The sequence below is a fragment of the Novipirellula herctigrandis genome (assembly GCA_007859835.1).
In the GTDB taxonomy this organism is placed as follows: domain Bacteria; phylum Planctomycetota; class Planctomycetia; order Pirellulales; family Pirellulaceae; genus Novipirellula_A; species Novipirellula_A herctigrandis.
Genome location: SJPJ01000001.1, coordinates 675,440 through 696,903 on the forward strand (window position 1 = coordinate 675,440; position 21,464 = coordinate 696,903).

General features: G+C 54.0%; 14 protein-coding genes and 1 pseudogene. 8 read left to right on the top strand and 7 right to left on the bottom strand.

The window, feature by feature from the left end; genetic code table 11:
• Positions 1-382: 382 nt before the first annotated feature.
• A complete protein-coding gene (gene dapA, locus CA13_RS02350) occupies positions 383-1,285 on the bottom strand; it encodes a 4-hydroxy-tetrahydrodipicolinate synthase (RefSeq protein ID WP_146394418.1) in 903 nt (300 codons plus the stop codon).
• Between the two features lie 26 nt (positions 1,286-1,311).
• On the bottom strand, positions 1,312-2,814 hold the full coding sequence (locus CA13_RS02355) for an aldehyde dehydrogenase (RefSeq protein ID WP_146394419.1): 1,503 nt from the start codon (positions 2,812-2,814) through the stop codon (positions 1,312-1,314).
• 174 nt (positions 2,815-2,988) lie between these two features.
• On the opposite strand from CA13_RS02355, the gene CA13_RS02360 reads away from it, so the two are divergent.
• Entirely contained in the window at positions 2,989-3,870 is an 882-nt protein-coding gene (locus CA13_RS02360; RefSeq protein ID WP_146394420.1) for a GntR family transcriptional regulator, read from the top strand.
• Between the two features lie 131 nt (positions 3,871-4,001).
• Positions 4,002-5,579: a sulfatase gene (locus CA13_RS02365; RefSeq protein ID WP_419193846.1), complete on the top strand. Its 1,578-nt coding sequence runs from the start codon at positions 4,002-4,004 to the stop codon at positions 5,577-5,579.
• Between the two features lie 193 nt (positions 5,580-5,772).
• Here CA13_RS02365 and CA13_RS02370 read toward each other — a convergent pair whose 3' ends face one another.
• Complete coding sequence (locus tag CA13_RS02370) at positions 5,773-8,250, bottom strand: DUF6288 domain-containing protein (RefSeq protein WP_146394422.1); 2,478 nt, start codon at positions 8,248-8,250, stop codon at positions 5,773-5,775.
• A gap of 785 nt (positions 8,251-9,035) precedes the next feature.
• Here CA13_RS02370 and CA13_RS34560 point away from each other — a divergent pair.
• Positions 9,036-9,086 (top strand): annotated as a pseudogene (locus CA13_RS34560) (hypothetical protein); the annotation flags it as partial.
• Positions 9,087-9,090: 4 nt separating this feature from the next.
• Here CA13_RS34560 and CA13_RS34565 read toward each other — a convergent pair.
• On the bottom strand, positions 9,091-9,663 hold the full coding sequence (locus tag CA13_RS34565; RefSeq protein ID WP_419193847.1) for a hypothetical protein: 573 nt from the start codon (positions 9,661-9,663) through the stop codon (positions 9,091-9,093).
• A 187-nt stretch (positions 9,664-9,850) separates the two neighbouring features.
• Here CA13_RS34565 and CA13_RS02380 point away from each other — a divergent pair, with 187 nt between their 5' ends.
• The gene (locus CA13_RS02380) at positions 9,851-11,287 is read left to right on the top strand and encodes a hypothetical protein (RefSeq protein WP_146394423.1); all 1,437 of its coding nucleotides are present in this window, start codon (positions 9,851-9,853) and stop codon (positions 11,285-11,287) included.
• Between the two features lie 139 nt (positions 11,288-11,426).
• Positions 11,427-12,761 (top strand): sigma-54 interaction domain-containing protein, encoded by a 1,335-nt coding sequence (locus tag CA13_RS02385; protein WP_146394424.1) that lies wholly within the window; start codon positions 11,427-11,429, stop codon positions 12,759-12,761.
• Positions 12,762-12,839: 78 nt separating this feature from the next.
• On the opposite strand, the gene CA13_RS02390 is transcribed toward CA13_RS02385, so the two are convergent.
• From CA13_RS02390 to CA13_RS02400, 3 genes are all read right to left on the bottom strand, one after another.
• The gene (locus tag CA13_RS02390; protein WP_146394425.1) at positions 12,840-13,535 is read right to left on the bottom strand and encodes a HisA/HisF-related TIM barrel protein; all 696 of its coding nucleotides are present in this window, start codon (positions 13,533-13,535) and stop codon (positions 12,840-12,842) included.
• Positions 13,536-13,597: 62 nt separating this feature from the next.
• Complete coding sequence (locus tag CA13_RS02395) at positions 13,598-16,963, bottom strand: efflux RND transporter permease subunit (protein WP_146394426.1); 3,366 nt, start codon at positions 16,961-16,963, stop codon at positions 13,598-13,600.
• A 49-nt stretch (positions 16,964-17,012) separates the two neighbouring features.
• The gene (locus CA13_RS02400) at positions 17,013-18,509 is read right to left on the bottom strand and encodes an efflux RND transporter periplasmic adaptor subunit (protein WP_146394427.1); all 1,497 of its coding nucleotides are present in this window, start codon (positions 18,507-18,509) and stop codon (positions 17,013-17,015) included.
• Positions 18,510-18,943: 434 nt separating this feature from the next.
• Here CA13_RS02400 and CA13_RS02405 point away from each other — a divergent pair, with 434 nt between their 5' ends.
• The 3 genes from CA13_RS02405 to CA13_RS02415 all read left to right on the top strand — a co-directional run bounded on the left by CA13_RS02405 (position 18,944) and on the right by CA13_RS02415 (position 21,439).
• A complete protein-coding gene (locus CA13_RS02405; RefSeq protein WP_419193848.1) occupies positions 18,944-19,213 on the top strand; it encodes a hypothetical protein in 270 nt (89 codons plus the stop codon).
• 311 nt (positions 19,214-19,524) lie between these two features.
• Positions 19,525-20,541, top strand: coding sequence for an acyl-CoA desaturase (locus CA13_RS02410; RefSeq protein WP_146394429.1), 1,017 nt, complete (start codon positions 19,525-19,527; stop codon positions 20,539-20,541).
• Positions 20,542-20,593: 52 nt separating this feature from the next.
• A complete protein-coding gene (locus CA13_RS02415; protein WP_146394430.1) occupies positions 20,594-21,439 on the top strand; it encodes a polyphosphate kinase 2 family protein in 846 nt (281 codons plus the stop codon).
• The last annotated feature ends 25 nt before the right edge of the window (positions 21,440-21,464 follow it).

Below are 21,464 nucleotides of genomic sequence, written 5' to 3' on the forward strand. Positions count from 1 at the left end.
TGGCTGCTTGTACCACAAGGTATTGGTACGGATGTCGTTTCCCCGTGACATCTCTGCGCCGATGGCAACCGGTATCAAGGAGACCACAGCAACCCAACCAAGCATCTGCTTTAACAAACTACCACTGTTCATCACATTCACGTCCTTTCGGCGAGCATTCAGGCTCATCATGCGTTGTATTCGGTGTCTTTCAGGCCGTGGGATTTGGCAACCGCTTGGTCAAGGCATAGGTGGAGCTGAGACTTACCGCGTCAGGCATGTTGGCCACTCGGTATCGAAACGTATCATCAAGGGTTTAGACAAGATCTGAATGGCATGTAGGATGCGTTCTTTCCGGGTAGCCACCCTATTCCATTGCGATGACTACAAACTCTCGTCGTGTTCATTCGCCATTTTGAATTGATTGGAGGCTGCCGAGTACCTGTCGCAGGCTCTCGATTTCCGCTGAACTAGCCGGCTGTAGTGGTCGGCGCGGCGGGCCAACAGGGTGCCCGGTCAACTCACATCCCGCTTTGACAAACTGCGTGTATTTCCCGCCGCCCTCGATCAAGGACAGAACGGGAAGCATGCGGAAATAGTACTCGCGGGCCGAGACGAAGCCTCCTTCTTCAGAGGCCAACTCGAATAGCCGCACGTGCTCGCGCGGCACCACGTTCACAACACCACCTACCCAGCCAACAGCTCCCATCAGAAGGCTCTCCAAGGCCAGTGTATCGCAGCCGCAAAACACCTGGATCTTGTCACCGGAGCGACGGATAATCTCGCTCACACGAGTCGCGTCGCCGGTACTCTCCTTCACGTACCGAATGTTTTCCAACTCGGCCAGACGGTCGATCAAGTCGGGAGTCATGTCCACGCCGGTTCGGCCAGGGTAATTGTAGAGCATGATCGGGATACCGATCGCATCGTTGACCGCGTTGAAGTGCTCGAACAGTTCGTCTGGTGTCGGCAATGAATAGTAGGGGGCGGCCAGCAGCACGCCGTCAGCACCTAGTGTTTCGGCTTGCTGAGAGAATTCAATGACCTCGCGTGTACTACCGGCGTTGGTGCCAATCACCACGGGCACTCGGCCGGCCGCTGCCTCGATAGTCGTTTTCGTGACGGCTTCGCGTTCGGTAGGGCTGAGTGCGTAATACTCGCCGGTGCTACCTAACGGAATGAGGCCGTGCACGCCACACTCGATCAAATAATTGGTGAAATCAGCCAGCCTCCGATAATCCGGTTCCTCGTCCATTGACATCGGTGTAACGAGCGCCGGGAAGATTCCGCTAAACGTGTTTGACATACCATGGCTCCTTGTCGATGGAAGTGTTATCGCAACTGCATCCAGATCGTTTTGGTTTCGGTGTACTGATCGTGTGCGTGGATTCCGTTGTCCCGGCCACCGAAGCCCGATTCCTTGTAACCGCCAAACGGCGTGCTCATGTCGCCTTCCGAGTAGCAGTTGACTGAGACATTGCCCGCCTTGAGCTGTCTCGCCACACGATGAGCCGTGTGGACGTTGTCCGTATAGAGCGATGCTGCCAAACCGTAGGACGTATCATTCGCTATCCGGATCGCATCATCGACGTCGTCGAACGTGATCGTTGAAAGCACCGGTCCGAATATCTCTTCGCGGGCAATCGACATGTCGTTGTTTACGTCGTCGAAGATCGTGGCCTCAACGAAGTAACCACCGGAATCTTGGCAGGTCTGATTTCCTCCAAGCACGACCTTGGCTCCCTCCGATTGTCCGGCCCGGATGTGCGAAAGAACCTTTTCCATGTGAGGACGTTCGATCATCGACCCGATCTTGGTGGCCGGGTCAAGTGGGTCTCCCACGGTCCATGCTCGGGTTTGAGCAACGATTTTCTCCAAAAGGGCATCTCTGACATCCCGGTGGACGATCAGGCGTGAACCACACGAGCAATTCTCTCCCATGTTCCAAAACGCAGCATTCACGGCATTTTCAGCAACCGAATCAAGATCGGCGACGTCCGCCATTACAACCTGAGGGCTCTTCCCACCGCATTCGAGCGTGATTCGCTTCAAGTTTGATTCGGCGGCATACTGAAGGAAGTAGCGACCCACTTCCGTGGATCCTGTGAACGCTACCATGTCCACATCCATGTGGCGACCAATGGCCGCGCCGGCCGTTTCGCCAAAGCCCGGCACGACATTTAGCACGCCGTCGGGCAGGCCTGCCTCGGCAGCCAATTCTGCGAGTCGCAAGGCGCTAAGTGATGTCTGTTCCGCCGGTTTCAGTAAGACACTGTTGCCTGAAGCAAGCGCGGGCCCGAGCTTCCAGACGGCCATCAATGCTGGGAAGTTCCACGGGACGACTGCACCCACCACACCGATCGGTTCCCGCACAATCAAGCCCAGATGCTCCGGTCCGGTTGGCGAGACCTGATCGTACAGCTTATCGACCGCCTCAGCATGCCAGCGTATACAGCCAATTGTTTCGGGGATGTCGATCTCCAGGCAATCCGTGATCGGTTTGCCTGCTTCCAACGCGTCAAGCACGGCCAGCTCAGTGGCATTGCCCTCGATCAAGTCGGCAAATTTGAGCAGAGTGGCCTTTCGGTCGGACGGACTCTGAGATGCCCAAACACCGCTCTCGAATGCGGCCCGAGCGGAGGCAACTGCCCGATCGACATCCTCCTGATCGCACGCGGCGATTTGGGCCAACCGTTGTCCGGTCGCCGGGTTCTCCGTGGCGAAAACCTCACCGGATGCAGAGCCAACGAACTGGCCGCCGATGAAGGCCTCGGTACGGTATGTCAATCCTCCGGCAATCGCCTGAATTGAGTCTGCGGTCAGGTCTTTCGTCATGACGATTCCTTCCAAATTTCACACAACTTGCTTTTGTTGACAAAGATCATCCCGGCAATATAGTGACTCTGTTGACAAAGTCAAATCTTTGGCAGAACCTTGATCACGAGGGGACCGAAGGCGAAGGCACAGGAAACTGAGCGAGTGTCGGATCGAGCATGTGAAGGAACATCCATGAGTCTAGCCGCGTACATCCGCGAGGATCTAAAGCAGCGAATTCAATCGCAGCAGAAGCTGCCCTGCAAACTGACTCTCCCAGGGCTTGCGACGCACTACCAGGTCAGCATTACTCCAGTCCGCACTGCCGTTGCAAAACTAATTGCGGAGGGAGTCGTCCGTAAGCAGTCGAACGGGCGATTGGACGTGATTCCCAGACGGAGCCCCACCGGAGGAGTCACAGCCAAAGCGATAGGGCCGCCAAAGACTGCCGCCGACTGGGATCAAACGCTCGTCGAAGAGGTCATGGTCGCCAGTTTGGAGCGAGATGCGGTCCATTTGCGTGAGGAAGCTCTGGCACAGAAATACGACATCGGCCGATCGGTGATTCGGCAATCGCTCAGCCGGTTGGCGGGCGCGGGGCTGATCGAACACGTTCCGCGGCGTGGATGGCGGGTGCATCCGATCCAGGGCGAAGACCTGTGTGCCTACCTGGAGATTCGTGAGGCCCTGGAATTGAAAGCGCTCGAACTTGCTAAGCCTCATCTCGTTCGCCAGGACTTAGATCAAATGCTGGAAGGAAACCCACCGACACCAGGGCACGAATTGCCTCGACTGGACAATCGACTCCACAAGTACCTGATCGAAAAGTCGGGGAATCGCTACATCCAGAACTTCTTTGGGCAATACACTGCGGCCTACTACACGGCCGTTCTTGATCGTGCTGCCCCCGAGGCGCATGTCGTTGCAGAAATGGCCGCGCAGCATCGACAGATACTCAAAGCACTGGTTGCGAAACACTGGGCGCGGGCCCGTCGCGCCCTGTCCGAACATATCCAAGCTCAACATCCTATTGCGATGAAGATGGTTGACGTCCTCCTGGAAGAGGCCCGTGATTAGCTCAACCTATCAACGAAAAAAGACCTCAGACGAAATATATTGTTAACGAGCTGTTGAACCGCGAACATTGCTGAACCGGGAACATTGTTGAACCGGGATTCTTGCACAACGCTTTAATGAACGGAAAACTCATGATACACAGATGGCAGCTGATGTTGGCTTGCGTATTCGCGTTGCCCGCGTTTACCTCAGCCTTTGGACAGGAGCAGCGACCCAACGTTCTCTTCGTTTCGGTGGATGATCTGAACGATTGGATTGAACCGCTGGGGGGGCATCCTCAGGCCGTCACGCCGAACTTCACTCGTTTCATGAAGCGTTCGGTCTGCTTCACAAACGCAAGTTGCCCGAGCCCTGGCTGTAACCCATCACGCACGGCGATTATGACCGGCTTGGCCCCCTATACGTCCGGCGTTTACTCCAACTATCAGGACTGGCGCGAGGCGATTCCGGACCATCGAACGATCGGAGCCTATTTTCGACAGCACGGCTATTTCAGCTGCGGTGCAGGCAAAATCTTCCACTACCACATGGTCGATCCCGAATGCTGGGACGCGTATTGGCCGTCGCAGCTGCAAAACATGCCCGACGAAGTGTTTCCCGATTTTACCAAATCCACGCTGGCGACGGCGGATAACCCAAATCCAAAAACGATGAACATGCCGGCGTTCCATCAAATGTATGGGATGTTCGACTGGTCGGCCCTGGATGTCCCCGATGAACAGATGGGAGACTTCAAAAGTGTCGACTACGTGCTGCGGCAACTCAACACGCGGCGCAACAAGTCAGGCGACAAGCCGCTGTTCCTGGCTTGCGGTATCTATCGACCACACCTGCCGTGGTATGTGCCTCGCAAATATTTCGACATGTTTCCGCTAGATGACGTGGTCCTTCCTAAACGGGTGGAGAATGATCTTGCCGATGTTGGACCACGAGTACGAGACATCGCATTCCGAGGCGGAGGCTACCATCAGCACGTTGTGGACGCCGGTCAGTGGAAACGAGCCGTCCAGGGGTATTTGGCGTCGATCGCGTTTGCTGATGCAATGTTTGGACGCTTGCTCGATGGCCTGGACGAGAGCGGTCAACGCGAAAACACGGTTGTGGTGTTGTGGTCCGACCATGGTTGGCAACTTGGCGAGAAACAGCACTGGCGCAAGTTCGCGCTCTGGGACAACGTCGTCCGTTCGGTGTTGATGATCCATGTTCCAAAGGAGGCTTCCGGACTGCGGCATGGTTCGGCGGATGGAGAGTTGTGCCATCGCCCTGTTTCCTTGCAAGACATCTACCCAACTCTGGTCGATATATGTGGACTGCCCACGAACAACGAGATCGACGGGCGAAGTTTGACACCTCTTCTCAAGAGGCCTGAGGCACCATGGGATCACGTCGCATTGACCACCTACGACTATGGCGAATTTTCGGTGCGAAGCGATCGTTATCGGTACACGCGTTACATCGATGGCAGCGAAGAACTCTATGATCATCAATCGGATGCCGAGGAATGGCATAACCTGGCGCAGGATCCGAAATTTTCTCAGATCAAGAACGAACTAGCCGCCAAGATCCCGCAGTCGCCGGCACCGCTCGTGAAAACGTCCGAGAAACTACAGCCGCACCACATTCCACCTTTCCGTTCTCGAGCGGAGTACGACGAATGGTTGCAGCACGGCAAAGACAATCAATACTTGCTGAACAAGTACTGGAAATAAACCAGAGAGTTGGCAATGCAGGGCAATCGCGACATTGCCAGTGCTGGGTCCACGCAGTGAGAACTCGGGTGTGATTCGCGGCCCCGGGCCTATGGGCTAAAACGGCATGGGCGTCTGGCAATACGTGTGCTAGCGTCTTGCCGCTCACGATTGATTATAACCATTCGACTAAATCGACAGCCCGCTAGCTTGACTACGTCTTTGGGAGACTGCGCAGTTCAACCGACTCAGTACCGTTTTCGATTTCTTCGGTCAGGTCCCTGATTTGCTTGATAATAGGCGCCATCATTTGCGGCTCGGGGTGGGCCCGTAAGTCTTTTTCGAGCTGTCGGAGTTTAGGTAAGACAGGTTTGGCCGCTGCACCATAGGTTTCCAGCGTTTTCAGGCATTGCGTGATACGTGTCTTCTTGCCCCACTTATCGATCTCCATGATTTCAATACACAGCGGCATGCCCTCTCGAATGCGGTGCTTGGCCAGCAGCTCAACGCCGCTAAGACGGATCTGGCTGGCAAACATGATCCCGCTCGGTGCGGGCTCGACGATCGCTTGATGGATCGCGGGCAGCAATGGTTTGATTTCCTCATAGGTGAGAATTTGATACACCGAACCAAGACTGCCACGTGCGCGTCCATCTTCGTTCTGCAGGCCGACACGAACCGCTCGCAACAACAGTTCACGGTCGACGCCCTCCAACGACCTGCCGATCAGACCGTCGCGACGGTTGAAAAGACTGAAGCAGAGGAAGCGTTGTTCCATCCCCCTGGGATCGTTCTCCAGATCGGTCATTGCGAGCCGCTGGAGCATTAAGGGAACGGCCGACATCGCTGGTTGGCCGATGCTCGCAAGGGCTTGTCCGGCAAGGATTCGCAGGCACAGATCATCCGATTCCAACGCCTCCGTCAGGGCCGACACACTGGCGGCCGCATCGGCATTCGAGCGAAGTTTCCCGAGTGCTTCGGCGGCACCATAGCGAGTATAGCGATCATCGGAGGCAATGAGTTTCAGTAGCGCCGGTTGAAAAACTCCCTTACGTTTCCCAAGTTCCTGGGCCGAACGCCGGCGAACCGAGGGCGACCAACTGGATAACCCATTCAGCAATTCCTCTTCGCTACGATCCTGGTACCGGAAGCGATCCTTTTGTTTTGTTTCAAAGAAGCCTCGTCCCGCGGCAATGACGTCATCCACCTCCGACTTCTTGAGTGCAGGAAACGAACTGGGCTTTTTGCCGGTGATGTAAAGGCTCTCGAGCGGCAAAGCATAGGCCAGCAGGTACGCACCGGTGCTTTCGAAGTCGGCGTATTTTCCGTGCTCCTCTTCGCCGTCCGGCGATCCTTGGTAACGGTAACTGCCGTCCCACTTGCGAGCCAAGTCATAAAACCAGGCGGTCTCGCGCCAGTATTCTGCGCTGGCTAGCGGACCGCAGCGAGACACGCCGGGCATCGCCCACAGCATGTTGAAGAAATTGCCAGTGTGGCCACGTTCTCGCTCGTCGTAAGCTGCCGTGCTCATCTTGGCAAAAAAACTGGCCGCTTCGCGATCTTCTAGCAGGTCAAATAGCACCGCCACCATGGAACACTTCCCGTTGTCTTCGTGGCCGGGCCAGGGCGCGTGATCACCGTAGGGAATCGCGCCTTTGTCGACATACCATCTCAGAAACCGAGCAGAGCGGGTGATCGCGAGGTCCAGGTCGGGGTTATTCACGCCGGCCTCACGGGCCAGCACCATGGAAATGGTCAACGGGATTCCCGGTGAATTCATGCACCCGTATCCACCGACCCGACCATCGGGCATCGCAAATCGATGGCCCCAGGAACCGACCTTGCTTTGACCGTGGGCCGCCTCCATCGCCAAACGCGTTAACCCTGGCATGACCGAGTCGTCGCCGGTCGCCAGAGCATACTCCGCCAGAAACATGATCGAATAGCCGTAATACCAGGTCGCAAAAGCGTCCGCCCGATAGCGGGATACCTGCTCGGCATAGCTTGCCAGCATGGGCCGATATTTGGGCTGACCGCTAGCCAACAGAGCAAGGGCGTTGATGCTGTTGGGGATCGAGACCCGCCTGAGCCCCTTGTTCGCAATCGCCTCGCAACCGAGCTGGAAAATCTTTGCCGACTTCTGACAATTAAAAGGGGCGGTATCGCTGTAGGTCCCCATCACTGGAATGCGAATCTCAACGTTCTCCGATTGACCCGCTTCCGATTGACCCGCTTCCGATTGACCCGCTTCCGATTGGCCAGTTTCCGATTGACCCGCTTCCAATGGACCCGCACGCCAGCGGACGAGCTTGAGGACACCACGCGATGCTTCCCGCTCAGCGCGCGTCACGGCGCGGGCAAATAGTATTCGCGCGTCATCATCAAATAGCTTGCCGTCAACGCCCAATATCACATCATCGACTTTCAGGACGCCGTCGGCAGGTGAGCCTTTGGCAACCTTCGTGATCAAGATTTGACGGGCATCGGCAGTATGCTTCCACGCATAAATCCAGCCTCGTGCGCCGGTGGGGCCAAGCGTCCAATCGTGGCTACCGTTGGTTTTGTCTCCCTCAGTGAAATCGGGGATTTTTTTCAGACGCTTGGCCGGTGGTGCCGCAGCACAAAATGAGCTCACCACGGCTGCGCTAAAGAACACGACGGCAAATTGCTTGACCCGATTCTGAATGCTCATTCTGCCGCTTCAAAAAGAATGTCCAACGAAATAATGAATGTCGTCTGTCGCTGCTATGTAGAACATTTGTCCCAATGGTTCATCACAATCCTTTTCTACGCCAAAGCAGCGTCCCTTCACACCGTTTCTGCGGAGCAGAATGCTTCACAGCCTCTCCATGACGCAGTACTGACGGGAATTTTGTTTCCGCCAGTGTACTAAAATAGATCCGTTCCGAAAGCGGTGCGTGTGTGCCAAGGCGGACGTAGCACACATGCACCCCGTGTAGTCAAAAAATCGAACGAAGATTTTGACCGTTGAATTCCGAGGTCTTTTGGAAGCGTAAAGCCCGATTTTTAGTCGAGTTTGAGTGCAAGCAGTCTGGCGAGAGGCAAGAAAACGAGACAAATCGGCAGCACCGCGTAGCAGTTAACGCACCGGTTGTTTCAAGATTGAAGTGGTTTGAGTTTGGGAAAACCGAATTTGTGAGGCACAGGCTCTTCTATCGCCGAACCAATTCAAAAGGTGTGGCGTTCGCCGAGAGGTGTCATAAATTGATGGATTCGAAATTTCACCAGTTTGAGGAAACGGGACAAGAGACGAAGAACTATAGGTCTCTATCGCATCAGCCACGAGGGTGGTCCCACGCACGGGATATAGTCATTAAATGTGAAGCGCATAATCAAGGGACCACCCGTCACATTGTGGTCACCAATCGTCCTTGAGCCGCGCAGTATCCCGATGGCACGTATCAGGAATATGGTGATCGAGGAGAGAGTGAAAATCACAATAAGGAATCGACTGTTGACCTGAGCATCGATCGTTTAAGTGACCATCGTTACATGGCAAACCTATTTCGCATCATGATGCATTCGTTGTCATGCAATCTCGTGTCGCGTCTTCGAGCGATCGTTGCTGATCCACCACCGGAACTCGGGCCAGATTCGGAGGGCGTTCCGCTGGAGACCGGTAGCGATCATCGCAAGCGGACCGCCGGCAATCGACGCCGTCGAGCTGCCCCATTGGGTCGCCGTCGAGCTGCCCCATTGGGTCGTGGTCAAGCGGTGACGTAGCGAACGCTGGCAATCCAAGTTGCCGCTCGTGTGGAGGCCATTTGCCTCCCGAGTGAGCCTGCCGGATACGGGCTCGTGCCAATTCACATGCCAATTTTCGCCCCAAAACGTTGTTCTTTTGCAATCCAAAGACATCGTTCACGTCGTTCTTGTCGCACCGACGCACCAAGTCGAGTCGCCGATCGATTTCGCGAATCAGCAGATAGCCACCGTCGCTATTAAGCGTGCCACCATCGAAATCCACCTCAACGGCTTGCCAGCGGAGGCGTTTTCGGGAGGGGGCGTTTTCGTTGACGCTCTGTGATTGCGAAGCCTTGGTTCTGTGCGGGATTGGAAGTGCGGTAACTCCAATGCCTAACATGCCCAAGGCTTTCGCGCTACTGGCCAAAAGGAATTAGCGGATGCAAAATCCAGGCTATCGTCTTGCGGCTCACCTAAGAGAGTGTCAATTCACATTTACGAGACAGTGCAATTGTGTTCCGTCGGCTCTTTTCCCTAACATACGCATCTCCAATTCCACTTCGTTCCGATGGCCCCATGGCGACCACATGTGCTCGGATGCTTGCAAAAACCGAAAACGGCTTCTGACCCAATCGCTCTGGTTAGGCGGCGTGCTCAGTTTCTATGTCGTTTTTGCTGGCTGTGATTCTCCGCGCACGCCCGTCATCGAAAACAATGATGCTCTGCTGAACGATTCGGTTCGGAACGTTACGCATGCGCAATCGTCGCCACGCGACTACTTGGGTGCAATCTTCTCGCGCTATCGCGTGGCCGGTTCGTACCGGGACGACGGGCGTGTTCGATTGAAGTTTGAAAAGGAAGGAAAACCGTCAAGCGAAGTAGCACCACTTTCCGTTTGGTTCGATCCATCGATTGTCTACTTGAAGGCGTACGATACGCGATTGTGGTCCGACCGCAACGGTATCTCCGCGTGGATCGTCGATCCATCGACCCACAATTTTGACTCGCAAGTATTGCGTGGGCCGGCCGTCGAGCGACGCCCGAAATTGAAAGTCTTGCTGACCGATCTCATTCTAATCGAACGCATCGCTGCCGGACTTGCCGGTCCGCCGCCGCAACTCGAATGGTTGTTCGCTGATGAGCCTATGAAAGGGCTTTTTGAACCCGAAAACCAATTCGCTTTTGGCTTGCAAACTAATATCGAAGGCCAACCGTGCCAAGCAATCGTAGTCACCTCAGGAACCGACAAGTACACGTTTTGGATTGATACACAATTTGGACTCGTTCGCCAGGTCGACTTACCGCCGGTCGTGATTCCCAACGAACCGAACCAACGGCCGAAAACGATGCAGCTATCCCTCGAATTGTCGGGCGCGACATTTGATCCACCCACAATGAGTCCACGAGCCGAATCGTTGCCACCAAAACCAAAGTTCGTCACACGCTTTGTTCCCTTGCCACCGGCGCCACCAATATCCACTCTCGGATCAAAAGTCCGCGGGATTGAGGCAATGACAACAACCGTCGCCAAGGACTCACCGGAAAAGCCCGCCGTGTTGGCGATGGTCTATGTGGCAAACGAACAATCATCGCTAGTCTCGGCAATGGTGCTTCAAGATTGGTACAGGAAATTCCCCGCCGCTTTGCAAACGAAAGTCTTACCGATTGCGCTGATGGAAGAGGGCATCGCAGACATGCCAGCGGAGACACAAAACATGCTTCGCGAATCGGTCACGATTGCCAGCGTCATCGACAATCGAAACGAAATCGCTCGTTCACTCGCCCTTGGCCCCGGTTCTCTAGTGCTGATGGAAATGGACGGCCGAGTTGCTTGGATCCAACCTCTTCTTACACCGCAAAGCCTACCCGCACTCGGCACAGTTGTTGCCGACGTCCTCAATGGTGTCGACATCCCGGGACGGATCGCATCACAATCCAAATCCGACGCAAACGCCTACAAGCGTGTCATTGCGACCGAATACACAAAAGTCGTGGAAATGGGATTGTTGAAAACGCAGCATTAGTCGCATCAAATTAGCTGCGGCAAAGCATCGCATGCTACTTTCACTACAAGGATTCGCTGCGAATACGCTATCCGCTCATTCGCCGAAAGCGTGCCAAAGCGGGGTGGAAAAATTTCCATCGGACCATGACAATAGGAAAATGACTAAACATTCCGAGTCCCTGCCTAGTTCAACCGACGCGATTCTCAATTCGATCGCGGATGGTGTCTTCACGGTCGACGCTGAATGGAATATCACCTCTTTCAATCGAGCGGCCGAAGAGATTACCGGCGTGCCTCGCAACGAAGCGATCGGCCAAAAATGTTTTGACGTTTTCCAAGCCAGCATCTGCCAAGGCAATTGCGCCCTCCACGATACAATCTCAACAGGGCGACAATGGGTCGATCAACGGATCGATATTCTTAATCGAAACGGCGAGACCGTTCCGGTCAGTATCAGCACATCGATTCTGCGCGACGAAAATGGCGCCACCTTTGGTGGTGCGGAGACCTTTCGCGATCTGTCCACAATCGAAAGTTTACGACGCGAACTCGAAGGACAATACACTCAGCATGATATCGTCACCAAGAACCACCGGATGCTTGGGATATTGGACGTGCTGCCCGACATTGCTAACAGTGACACGTCCGTATTGATCCAAGGGGCGACCGGCACCGGCAAAGAACTGATCGCCCGCGCGATTCACAACCTCAGTCGTCGAGCGGACGAAAAATTCGTCGCCATCAATTGCGGCGCCTTACCCGAAACGCTGCTTGAGTCGGAATTGTTCGGCTACAAGAAAGGTGCGTTCACGGGTGCGGACAACGACAAACCAGGCCGATTCGCGATGGCTCAAAAGGGATCGCTATTTTTAGATGAAATCGCGGACATCTCGATGGCATTGCAAGTCCGCCTGCTTCGTGTGCTTCAGCAACGCGAATACGAACCACTCGGTTCGACTGAGACCGTCCAATCGGACGTGCGCGTGATCGCCGCAACCAACAAACCACTGACGGATCAAATCGCTCGTGGCGTCTTTCGCCAAGACCTCTATTATCGGCTTAACATTGTTCGCATCGAATTGCCAACACTTTCCCAGCGTCGTGAAGACATCCCGCTGCTGATCCATCATTTCATCGAACGTTTTAACGTCGAGCAAGAGAAACGCGTTCGCAGTGTGTCGGAAGATGCATTGAAGCGTTTGCTGGATTATTCCTACCCAGGCAACATCCGCGAACTTCAAAACATCATCGAACATGCGGTCGTGCTCAGTCGCGGCGATCAAATCGAACTCGCATCCTTGCCGCCTGATCTATTGGTTGAGCCGACCAAACACGTCGAAGCCACTCCTTTTACGGCCGCCGAAGCAGATGTGATTATCCAAACCCTCCGTCAACATAACGGGCATCGTGGTAACACCGCCAAAACACTCGGAATCGACAAGACGACGTTATGGCGAAAAATGAAGAAGTTCCGGATCACGTATCCCTCGTAGTTCCGTTTCACGACAATTGCCGAACTACTTTCGTGACGACGAAACACGACAAATCGTCGCTCACTCACCTACCGTTGGTTAATTTGCCGAGCATTCCAATAGCGCCGTCGCCATCAGGCATCGCGCGCAACCAGCCGCGAACAACGCTTTAGCGTCCTCTGCATCCCGAACGCCGCCACCGCTGTCGATTTCTAATCGCGGATCTCCTTGGCTAAGTCGCCAACACATTTCGAGAGTACTCGGCCCCGATCGTGTGCCCACAACCGCGGTATCAAGAACCACCATACGACGCACCCCACACCGATCCGCCGTGACAAGCCATTCCGCTTCACTCCCGACCACACTTCGAAACACGCCCGCTTGGTAATCGAGACCCAACGCCACTTGCGATGGACCGACTCGATCAACTAGTTCGATCAAACCATCCGTGTTCTGCATCGATTCTGTCGCGGCAATCAGCACCAATTCGGCTCGCCCACGGACTTGCATCCATTTGTTGCAAGGACCAGCACCCGAAAACCCAATATCCACCAACACGTCGTCAAAACCGCCGTGCTCCAACAAACGCAAAATCAAATCCACTTGCGTTTGACCACCACAAATGGCATCAAGATCGGCAATGTAAAGTGATCCAATTCCTAGTTTGCGATAATGGCATAGTAGTGCAGAGGCATCGCCCGCCGATTGCTTGGCCAATTGTACGGGCCGATATTCGGAACGTTTACCCGCAACGGCATGCACCGCCATCCCTTGCTTCAAATCAACAACACCCACGATGCGATCGATAACTGACGTCGGAAGACTTTTCGATTTGGCTTTCGTCACAAGTTGCCCGATCAAATCGTTGCGGAGATTTGCGAAGCAGACATCTTGTCGGATTGTTTTTGGGAGGCAACAGCCCGCTTGACAATTCGCTCACCGGCACGCCGTCCGATCGCCCAAAACAATGCAGGCCGAAGGAAGAACTCCGCGAGTGTACTGGTCAACAAACCACCCACAATCACTGTCGCGATCGGGTATAAAAGCTCTTTCCCCGGTTCGCCGGCGGCCAACGCGAGCGGGAACAATCCAATGCCACTCGTCAATGCCGTCATCAACACCGGCGCCAACCGTTCTTTGCCGGCCCGGACGACCATGTCGCGGCTAAAGGTTTCCCCTTCGTTTTCGACCAAATGCAGGTAGTGATTCAAAAGCAAGATCCCATTGCGGCTAGCAATACCACACAACGAAATGAAACCCACAATCGCAGCGATCGTCAAATTCTGATCGGTGATCACCAATGCGGCGACAGCACCCACGAAAGCCGCAGGCAATGCCACCAACACTTGGATCGCAAAATTCGCGTCGCCGAAAAGTTTGTATAGAACCAAGAACATTCCTAACAGGGCCACGGCCGCTAAAATGGCCAGCCGCCGCGAGGCCGAGGCTTGGCTTTCAAATTGCCCACCGTATTCGAGGAAATACCCCGCAGGCAATTCAACGTTTGCCAGTCGCTCTTTGATATCGTCAACCACATCGACCACACCTCGGTCCGAAACGTTCGCCTGTAACACAATACGGCGGCGCACTTGTTCGCGTTTGATCGTATTTGGCCCGGCACTCTCGAAAATCGTCGCAACATTCTCGAGCGGAATGATTCCTCCGTCCGGCAAGGTGATCGCCAACCGCCGCAATTTGGATTCGTCTTCGCGATAAGGTTCATCAAGCCGGACGACCAAGTCAAAGGTTCGCTGACCCAACAAGATTTGGCTGACCACTCGGCCATTCATCGCCGTCTCGACCAATTCCATCACATCCGCCGGAAGCAACCCGTACTGCATCAAGGCGTCACGATCCAACTTGATCTGCAGTTGCGGAATATTGGTTTGCTGTTCCACCAAAACATCCGTCAATCCGTCGACCCCTTTGATCTGGCTTTCCATTTCAGCAGCTTTGTTTCGAAGCACGTCAAGATCATCGCCATAGAGTTTGATTCCAATTTGAGCTCGCACCCCTGATAGCATGTGGCTGATCAAATGGGCAATTGGTTGCTCGGTGCTTGCCACGACGCCAGGGATCTCTTTCATTGCCGCACGGATCTCGTTGATGGTTGCCTCGCGATTTGCACCTTCTTTCATTTCCAAAACAAATTCGCTTACGTTCACTCCTTCGGCGTGCTCATCCAATTCGGCCCGCCCGGTCCGCCGCACCAACATTTCGACATCGGAAATCTGCATTAAACGACGCTCGATCGACTCGCTAATCCCATTGCTCGTTGCAAGTGAGGTACCAGGGGCCAAAAGTGCGTTCACTTGAACCGCCCCTTCGTTGAACGGCGGCAGAAAATCGCGGTCGAGCGTCGAGAGAAAAAGCCCAGCGATCACAACAATTGCAGCAACAACGGCTAAGACAGCGTACGACGCGCGGGTGCTTAGATCGATCGCAAACCCTGCGAGTCCCTTTAACTTGCTAAGCAATTGCCCTTCGTCAGCATCTTCACCACCGAGCCACACCTCCGCTACTGCGATCAGCAACCATACCGGAATGGTGAGTACCAACGTCCACCACAACGGATCGCCCGGCAACGCAAAAGGCAACGAAACGAATGGGGCGATTCGCGGCAAGACCCAATAAACAAGCAACGCAGCGACAGCGAGCGACAAAAACGGCAATGCGACATTCCAAGCCCATCGCCCGATCAACAGCAGCGACGAAAGGGCAGGCGTTACAGTCAAAGAAACCAGCAGCGATGCCAACAACGATACGACATAGGCTACCGCTAACGGAATGAACAATTTTCCTTCCATCCCTTCGAGCGCCAAAAGCGGTACGAACACCAACACCACAATCGCAGTTCCGTAAACGATCGAACTGCGTACCTCGATGCTAGCGCGAAGCACGACCCCCAGTGTCGATTTAGGATTTTGAAGTTGCCGATTTTCCTTGAGTCGTCGAAAAATATTCTCAACATCGACGATCGCATCATCAACCAATTCACCAATCGCCACCGCCAATCCGCCTAGCGTCATCGTGTTGATCGATAACCCAAACATCGCAAAAACACAAACAGTCGCAATGATTGATAACGGGATCGCCGTCAAGGTAATCAGGGTCGTGCGAAAATTCAGCAGGAACAAGAACAAGATCATTAAAACCAATACGCCACCATCCGCAAGCGCTTCGATAACATTATCGATCGCGCGGTCAATGAACTTCCGCTGTGAGTAGACGTTGGCAATACGAATGTCATCAGGCAACGACCCGCGCAGTTCGACTAACGCTTCCTTGATTGCTGAATCAACCGCCCGCGTGTCACTGTCGGGCTGTTTGTTCACCGTCAACACAACTGCCGGACCACCTTCGATTTGACCCGTTTCACTTCGAATCGATGCGGACGCGTCGCCACGTTTGACTTGGGGCGCCATTACCACCCGGGCGATATCGCCAAGCGTCACCGGTCGTTCGTTCCGCAGCGTTAGCGTCACCTTTCGCAAATCGTCGATGTCGGTCACTCGGCCTAATCCGCGAACCAATAATTCATTTGCACCACGATCGTCGAGATATCCACCGGTTGCATTCAAATTCGATCGGGACACGGCTTTGTAGACGTCGTCCATCGTTAGGTCGTAAGTCCGTAGCGAATCGGGATCCACCAATACTTGGTACTGCATCCTGCCGCCACCCATTGTGAACACCTGCGATACGCCTGGGAGCGTTAGCAATCGTTGGCGAATCACCCAATCGGCCAACGTTCGGACTTCCATCGGTGGCGTTTGGCCACCCTCACTCCAAATCCCATACATGACGATTTGGCCCATGACCGAAGAAATGGGCGCCAACGTCGGCGTAATGTTGCTGGGCAAGTTTTCTGCAACCAATTGCAATCGTTCGTTGACAACTTGCCGGTCGTTGTAGATATCCGTGCCCCAATCAAACTCGACATAGATGACCGAGATGCCAACACCGCTGCTGCTGCGCACCGCCATCACGCCATTGGCACCATTCAGCGCTGTTTCGAGTGGAAACGTAATTAATGTTTCCACCTCCTCAGGTGCCATCCCCGGGGCCTCGGTAATCACCACCACGCGGGGTCGGTTCAAGTTCGGAAACACATCGATCGGTAATTGAGTCGATTGCCATGTTCCAACGCAAAGCAAGATCATCGCGCCGACGAGCACGAGAAGTCGATTGTGAAGCGAGAAGTGGATAATGCGATCTAGCATAGAGTGTAACCTGTTGCGTCAATGACTGCTTGCGTCCGTGCCAATACCATCAATGATTATGCCCGGCGTGCGGGTCAATCGCTCCGCCCCCTTGGTTCTTCATCGCCATCTGCAATTGATGGGCACCGCGAATCGCGATCGCTTGGCCCGGCCACACTTGTCCATCGTTGGCAATCGCAACATGAAGCGAATCGGATTTCAGAACGTGAACGGCGACGCGTTCAAAATGGTCACTATTTTCGACAAACACGAATCGATCGGGACCTTCCTCGGCCACCGCCTCTTTCGGAACCACGATCACATCGTGAAGCACCGTTGTTGGTACACGAAGTTTCAATCGTTGTCCCGGCTTGTATCGCCAACTGATGTAGCGGTGTTTCCCCACCTGCTGTGATCGTTCAATGACGTTATCCATGGCAACAAAGAACGGCAAAGCTCGTGATTGGCGATCGATTTCGTTACCGATATAGGCGATACTTAAACCGTCAACCACCTCGAACTGTCCACTCGAAGATTCGATCACCGCTTGCAGTGACACATCGGAATCCGCTGCCATGCGAAGGGAAGCGGCATCGCGAGGGAACGCGGAGCCTTCGATCAGAATATGCGTATAGTCCGATAACCGAGCCAATTGTTGTCCCGCCTCAACCGCCTGTCCGGGCGACACGTCCAATACCGTCACTAGAAACGACGTTTCAAGATGCTCAGGATGAATCGCCGGGGGCGGTTGCAACATCGACGCGTATCGGTCGGGTCGCGTGGGAACTTCGAGCGTATGCTGATCGCCGAGTGAATCATGGTGCAGCGAGCGGTCTGTATGTAAAGTCGGGGCGAACACGGTCATTTCACGGACCAAGTTTCGCGTTCGTTCGATTTGATCGATCTGTTTCTGCGACAACCCGTGTAGCAGTAGCGATTGGCTGGCAGCGCCAATTTCGGCCAACAATTTATCTCGTTCGTACTCCCGAGCGATAAGTGTTTTCCCAGCGATCGCACCCGAGTTTGCGATCGCCGTCAAGCGGCTGATCTCTCGTTGCTCGACATCCATTCGCCCAAGCATCGATAAAAAGTTCTCTTGCGTATTGACCAAATCTTGGTGCGTCAACCGCAACGTAAAAAGCGGCGTGCCACTGTCGACCAACTCGCCACGCGAAACCGAGATCGAGTTGATGATGCCGGTCATCGGTGCCGTCACCGCGTAATGCGTCTTGCCCGGCCAATCGGACATCGTGGCAGGAACTTCGATGTAGTCGACAAAGGAACCGACGCGAACCGGAGCAACTTGAAGTCGCAAATTCGCACGTGCCTGGGCGCTCAGCTCAAGCGATTCTCCTTCGGGGTGACCGGCATGATCATGTCCGGCGTGATCTTGGCAATCCTCGCTCTGACAAGCGTCGTCCACTGCGGCCATCGGTGCATTCCCGATCCCAAACCGTTCGGCCAAGTCGGTGAATCGATAGACAACCGCCCCGACCACTGCGATGGCGACAATCGCAATCAAGGGGCTAATCGACGTACGAAGATTGGATCGTTTCGATTGTTGCATCAGAACCGCTCTTTGTGTTTTGCTGAAATTGAATCAACGCTTTGGCTGACGAAAATGGAACATCCGTGGCTGTTCGAGAAGCGACAGCCAAGACGCCATTGCCCCCCCAAGCCAACGGGATGGGGGAAACGACAAGATTCTCGCGTTGGCTAGAATTGCCAAGAACACTGCAGCGCGCAGCGTGAAGTCGAATCCGCTAACCCAATCAGGACGGATTTAGAGCCGTAACAGACAAAAGAAGCGTCAACAAATTGATGGCGCAACGGCGTCAACCCTCCATCAAATGCGACAGTGACGAAGTCGAATAACGACAGTAGAGAGGGCGAGCTGAGGAAACTGCACTCTAACTCGCTATGGCAACCCGGTTGATTGCTGTCACAAGGCTTCTCGGCGGGGATCGAATCGCGGCGGGAGTCATGTTGGCAACAGCCCGAATGAAAAGCAATCTCGGCGTTTGGAAAGACAAGCTCGTTTTGTACCTCGCTATCGTTTCCAACGTGATCGCATGCATGCAAATGATGCAATTCACACCCAAAAACCGAGTGCAACAGCAGCGTGATTGCGGTAGCGATCCGACAAAAATGAAGCAAAGAATGGGTTCCGAGATGAATTTTGCAAAAACAGGGTCCGTCTGTAGGGATATTGTCGGCAAGTGGGGCTCGGATCGGCAAGTGCTACAGCAAAAAATGTACGTTTTTATGTAGACGAGGGAGTTGATATTGGGACCGCACAGAGCGTTTAGGTTCAAATTCGGCATCCTACGACTAACCCCTAATCGCTCTCATTCAAATGGCCGGGGGGCTCCAAGAGCAAATGGCGGGGGGCCCCAAGAGCGACACCAGATTCAGGGCAACGCGATTCAGGGCATCGCGATTCAGGGCAACGCTCAATCGATTTTTACCTAGCCGTTACAAATTACAGTCGATCTGGTGACAGAAGCCCATGGACAGATAGCTAAAATCCTGACTCACTTATCTCCGCACTGGATGCGGTAACCTAATGACAGGAATTTCCTATGGCTTCGGTAATCCAGCCACCAAGCAAAAAAAGATCGAGCAAACGTCGGACGAGTTCGAATCACAAAATCACGCAAAAGGTCGCTCCTTCAAAGGCCTCTAAAGCACCCGTTAACACTGACCCCAACACGACCGAGCGACGTCGCTTCAGCAACCTTAGCCCTTGGGCGATTGGTTGGTTGAGTCTTGCTCACTTAGTCGTCCTGACGATTCCCTTCACCTTCTCCTACACGTTCTCGTGGGCGGGCATCGCCGTGATGCTTCTATTGCACTGGATCACCGGATCGTTGGGGATTTGTCTGGGTTACCACCGACTTTTGACTCATACAGGAATGAAAACGCACTCCTGGGTCCGCTACACCTTTGCGACAATCGGCACGTTGGCGGGCGAAGGTTCACCGCTCGATTGGGTCGCCGACCATCGGAAACACCATGCCCATAGCGACCAAGACGGTGACCCGCATTCACCCCACGATGGCGGGTTGTGGTCCCACATTTTTTGGCTTGCTTATCACACGCATAACGGTGACCGCACCGCTTATCTAAAACGCTGGGTACCGGACCTTTACAAACAGCGTGGAATGCGGATTTTGGATGTGATGTTCTTGCCCCTTCACATCATGATGGGCTTGGCACTGTTCGGTATCGGCTACGCGTTCGGCGGGACCCAGCTTGGGACTTCGTTGGTTGTTTGGGGCATGTTCGTCCGCTTGGTTGGCGTGCTACACGCGACATGGATGGTCAACAGTGCCTCACACATGTGGGGATACAAAAATTACGACACGACCGATGACAGCCGCAATAATTGGTTCGTTGCGATCGTTGCTTACGGCGAAGGATGGCACAACAATCACCACGCTTATCCACGAATGGCCAAGCATGGTCACAAGTGGTGGGAATTCGATGTCACATGGCAAGCAATTCGGCTGCTTCGCGCTACGGGATTGGTTTGGGATGTCGTCGATTACCGAACGGCAGCGGAAAAGAACAATTTGAGCCAAAGCAGTGTAGACTAGTTAATCTCTACAGCATTGACTCACGCCGATCCTTTCCCCCAAGGCCCAATCGATGGATCTGATCAAAAAGCATATTGTGAAACCTGGCGAATCCGTCAAACTCAAATCGATCGCCACCGAACCCGATGGCCCGTTTGACGGCAAGGAAGACGCCCGCGAATATGTCGCCGATACGATCACGAAGATGCAACACCTTCAATATCGGTTGTTCGTCGAAGGGAAGCAGTCGTTATTGATCATTTTGCAAGCGCCCGACGCGGCTGGCAAAGACGGCTTGATCCGCAAAACACTTGGCCGAATGAACCCACAAGGTGTGCGGACATATCCATTCAAGGTGCCGACACCAATCGAATTGTCACACGATTTCTTGTGGCGAACCCATCAATGCACACCAGCAGCCGGCCAAATTTCAATCTTCAATCGCTCCCATTATGAGGACGTCTTGGTTGTTCGAGTCGAGGACCTTGTGCCGAAGAGCATTTGGAGTAAGCGGTATGAAATAATCAACCAGTTTGAATCCTTGCTATGCGAACGAGGAACGCGAATTTTGAAGTTCTACTTGCACATCAGTGCACGCGAACAACTAGAGCGATTCAAAGAGCGTTTAGACTACCCGGAAAAGCATTGGAAATTGAACGCTGGGGATTACGATGTCCGCGACAAAATGCCCAAGTATCACCAAGCTTATGAGGACGTGTTTGAAAAGTGCAGTACAAAACGGGCACCGTGGTTCATTATCCCCGCCGACAAAAAATGGTACCGCGATGCAGCCGTTGCTCACATTGTCCACGAGACCATGAAAGAGATGGACCCGCAATTGCCAAAAGTCGAAGCCGATTTGGATGAAATCCGAGCATTGTACGAGCGTGAAGCCGCCGAGATGGGCCAAGACTCTTAAGGTCGCTTCACAACGATTAACTCCC

Bases quoted from the DNA above. Each gene is read 5' to 3' on its own strand.
- dapA (WP_146394418.1), bottom strand. From the start codon at position 1,285: ATGTCAAACACGTTTAGCGGAATCTTCCCGGCGCTCGTTACACCGATG.
- CA13_RS02355 (WP_146394419.1), bottom strand. From the start codon at position 2,814: ATGACGAAAGACCTGACCGCAGACTCAATTCAGGCGATTGCCGGAGGA.
- CA13_RS02360 (WP_146394420.1), top strand. From the start codon at position 2,989: ATGAGTCTAGCCGCGTACATCCGCGAGGATCTAAAGCAGCGAATTCAA.
- CA13_RS02365 (WP_419193846.1), top strand. From the start codon at position 4,002: ATGATACACAGATGGCAGCTGATGTTGGCTTGCGTATTCGCGTTGCCC.
- CA13_RS02370 (WP_146394422.1), bottom strand. From the start codon at position 8,250: ATGAGCATTCAGAATCGGGTCAAGCAATTTGCCGTCGTGTTCTTTAGC.
- CA13_RS34565 (WP_419193847.1), bottom strand. From the start codon at position 9,663: ATGTTAGGCATTGGAGTTACCGCACTTCCAATCCCGCACAGAACCAAG.
- CA13_RS02380 (WP_146394423.1), top strand. From the start codon at position 9,851: ATGTGCTCGGATGCTTGCAAAAACCGAAAACGGCTTCTGACCCAATCG.
- CA13_RS02385 (WP_146394424.1), top strand. From the start codon at position 11,427: ATGACTAAACATTCCGAGTCCCTGCCTAGTTCAACCGACGCGATTCTC.
- CA13_RS02395 (WP_146394426.1), bottom strand. From the start codon at position 16,963: ATGCTAGATCGCATTATCCACTTCTCGCTTCACAATCGACTTCTCGTG.
- CA13_RS02400 (WP_146394427.1), bottom strand. From the start codon at position 18,509: ATGCAACAATCGAAACGATCCAATCTTCGTACGTCGATTAGCCCCTTG.
- CA13_RS02405 (WP_419193848.1), top strand. From the start codon at position 18,944: ATGAAAAGCAATCTCGGCGTTTGGAAAGACAAGCTCGTTTTGTACCTC.
- CA13_RS02410 (WP_146394429.1), top strand. From the start codon at position 19,525: ATGGCTTCGGTAATCCAGCCACCAAGCAAAAAAAGATCGAGCAAACGT.
- CA13_RS02415 (WP_146394430.1), top strand. From the start codon at position 20,594: ATGGATCTGATCAAAAAGCATATTGTGAAACCTGGCGAATCCGTCAAA.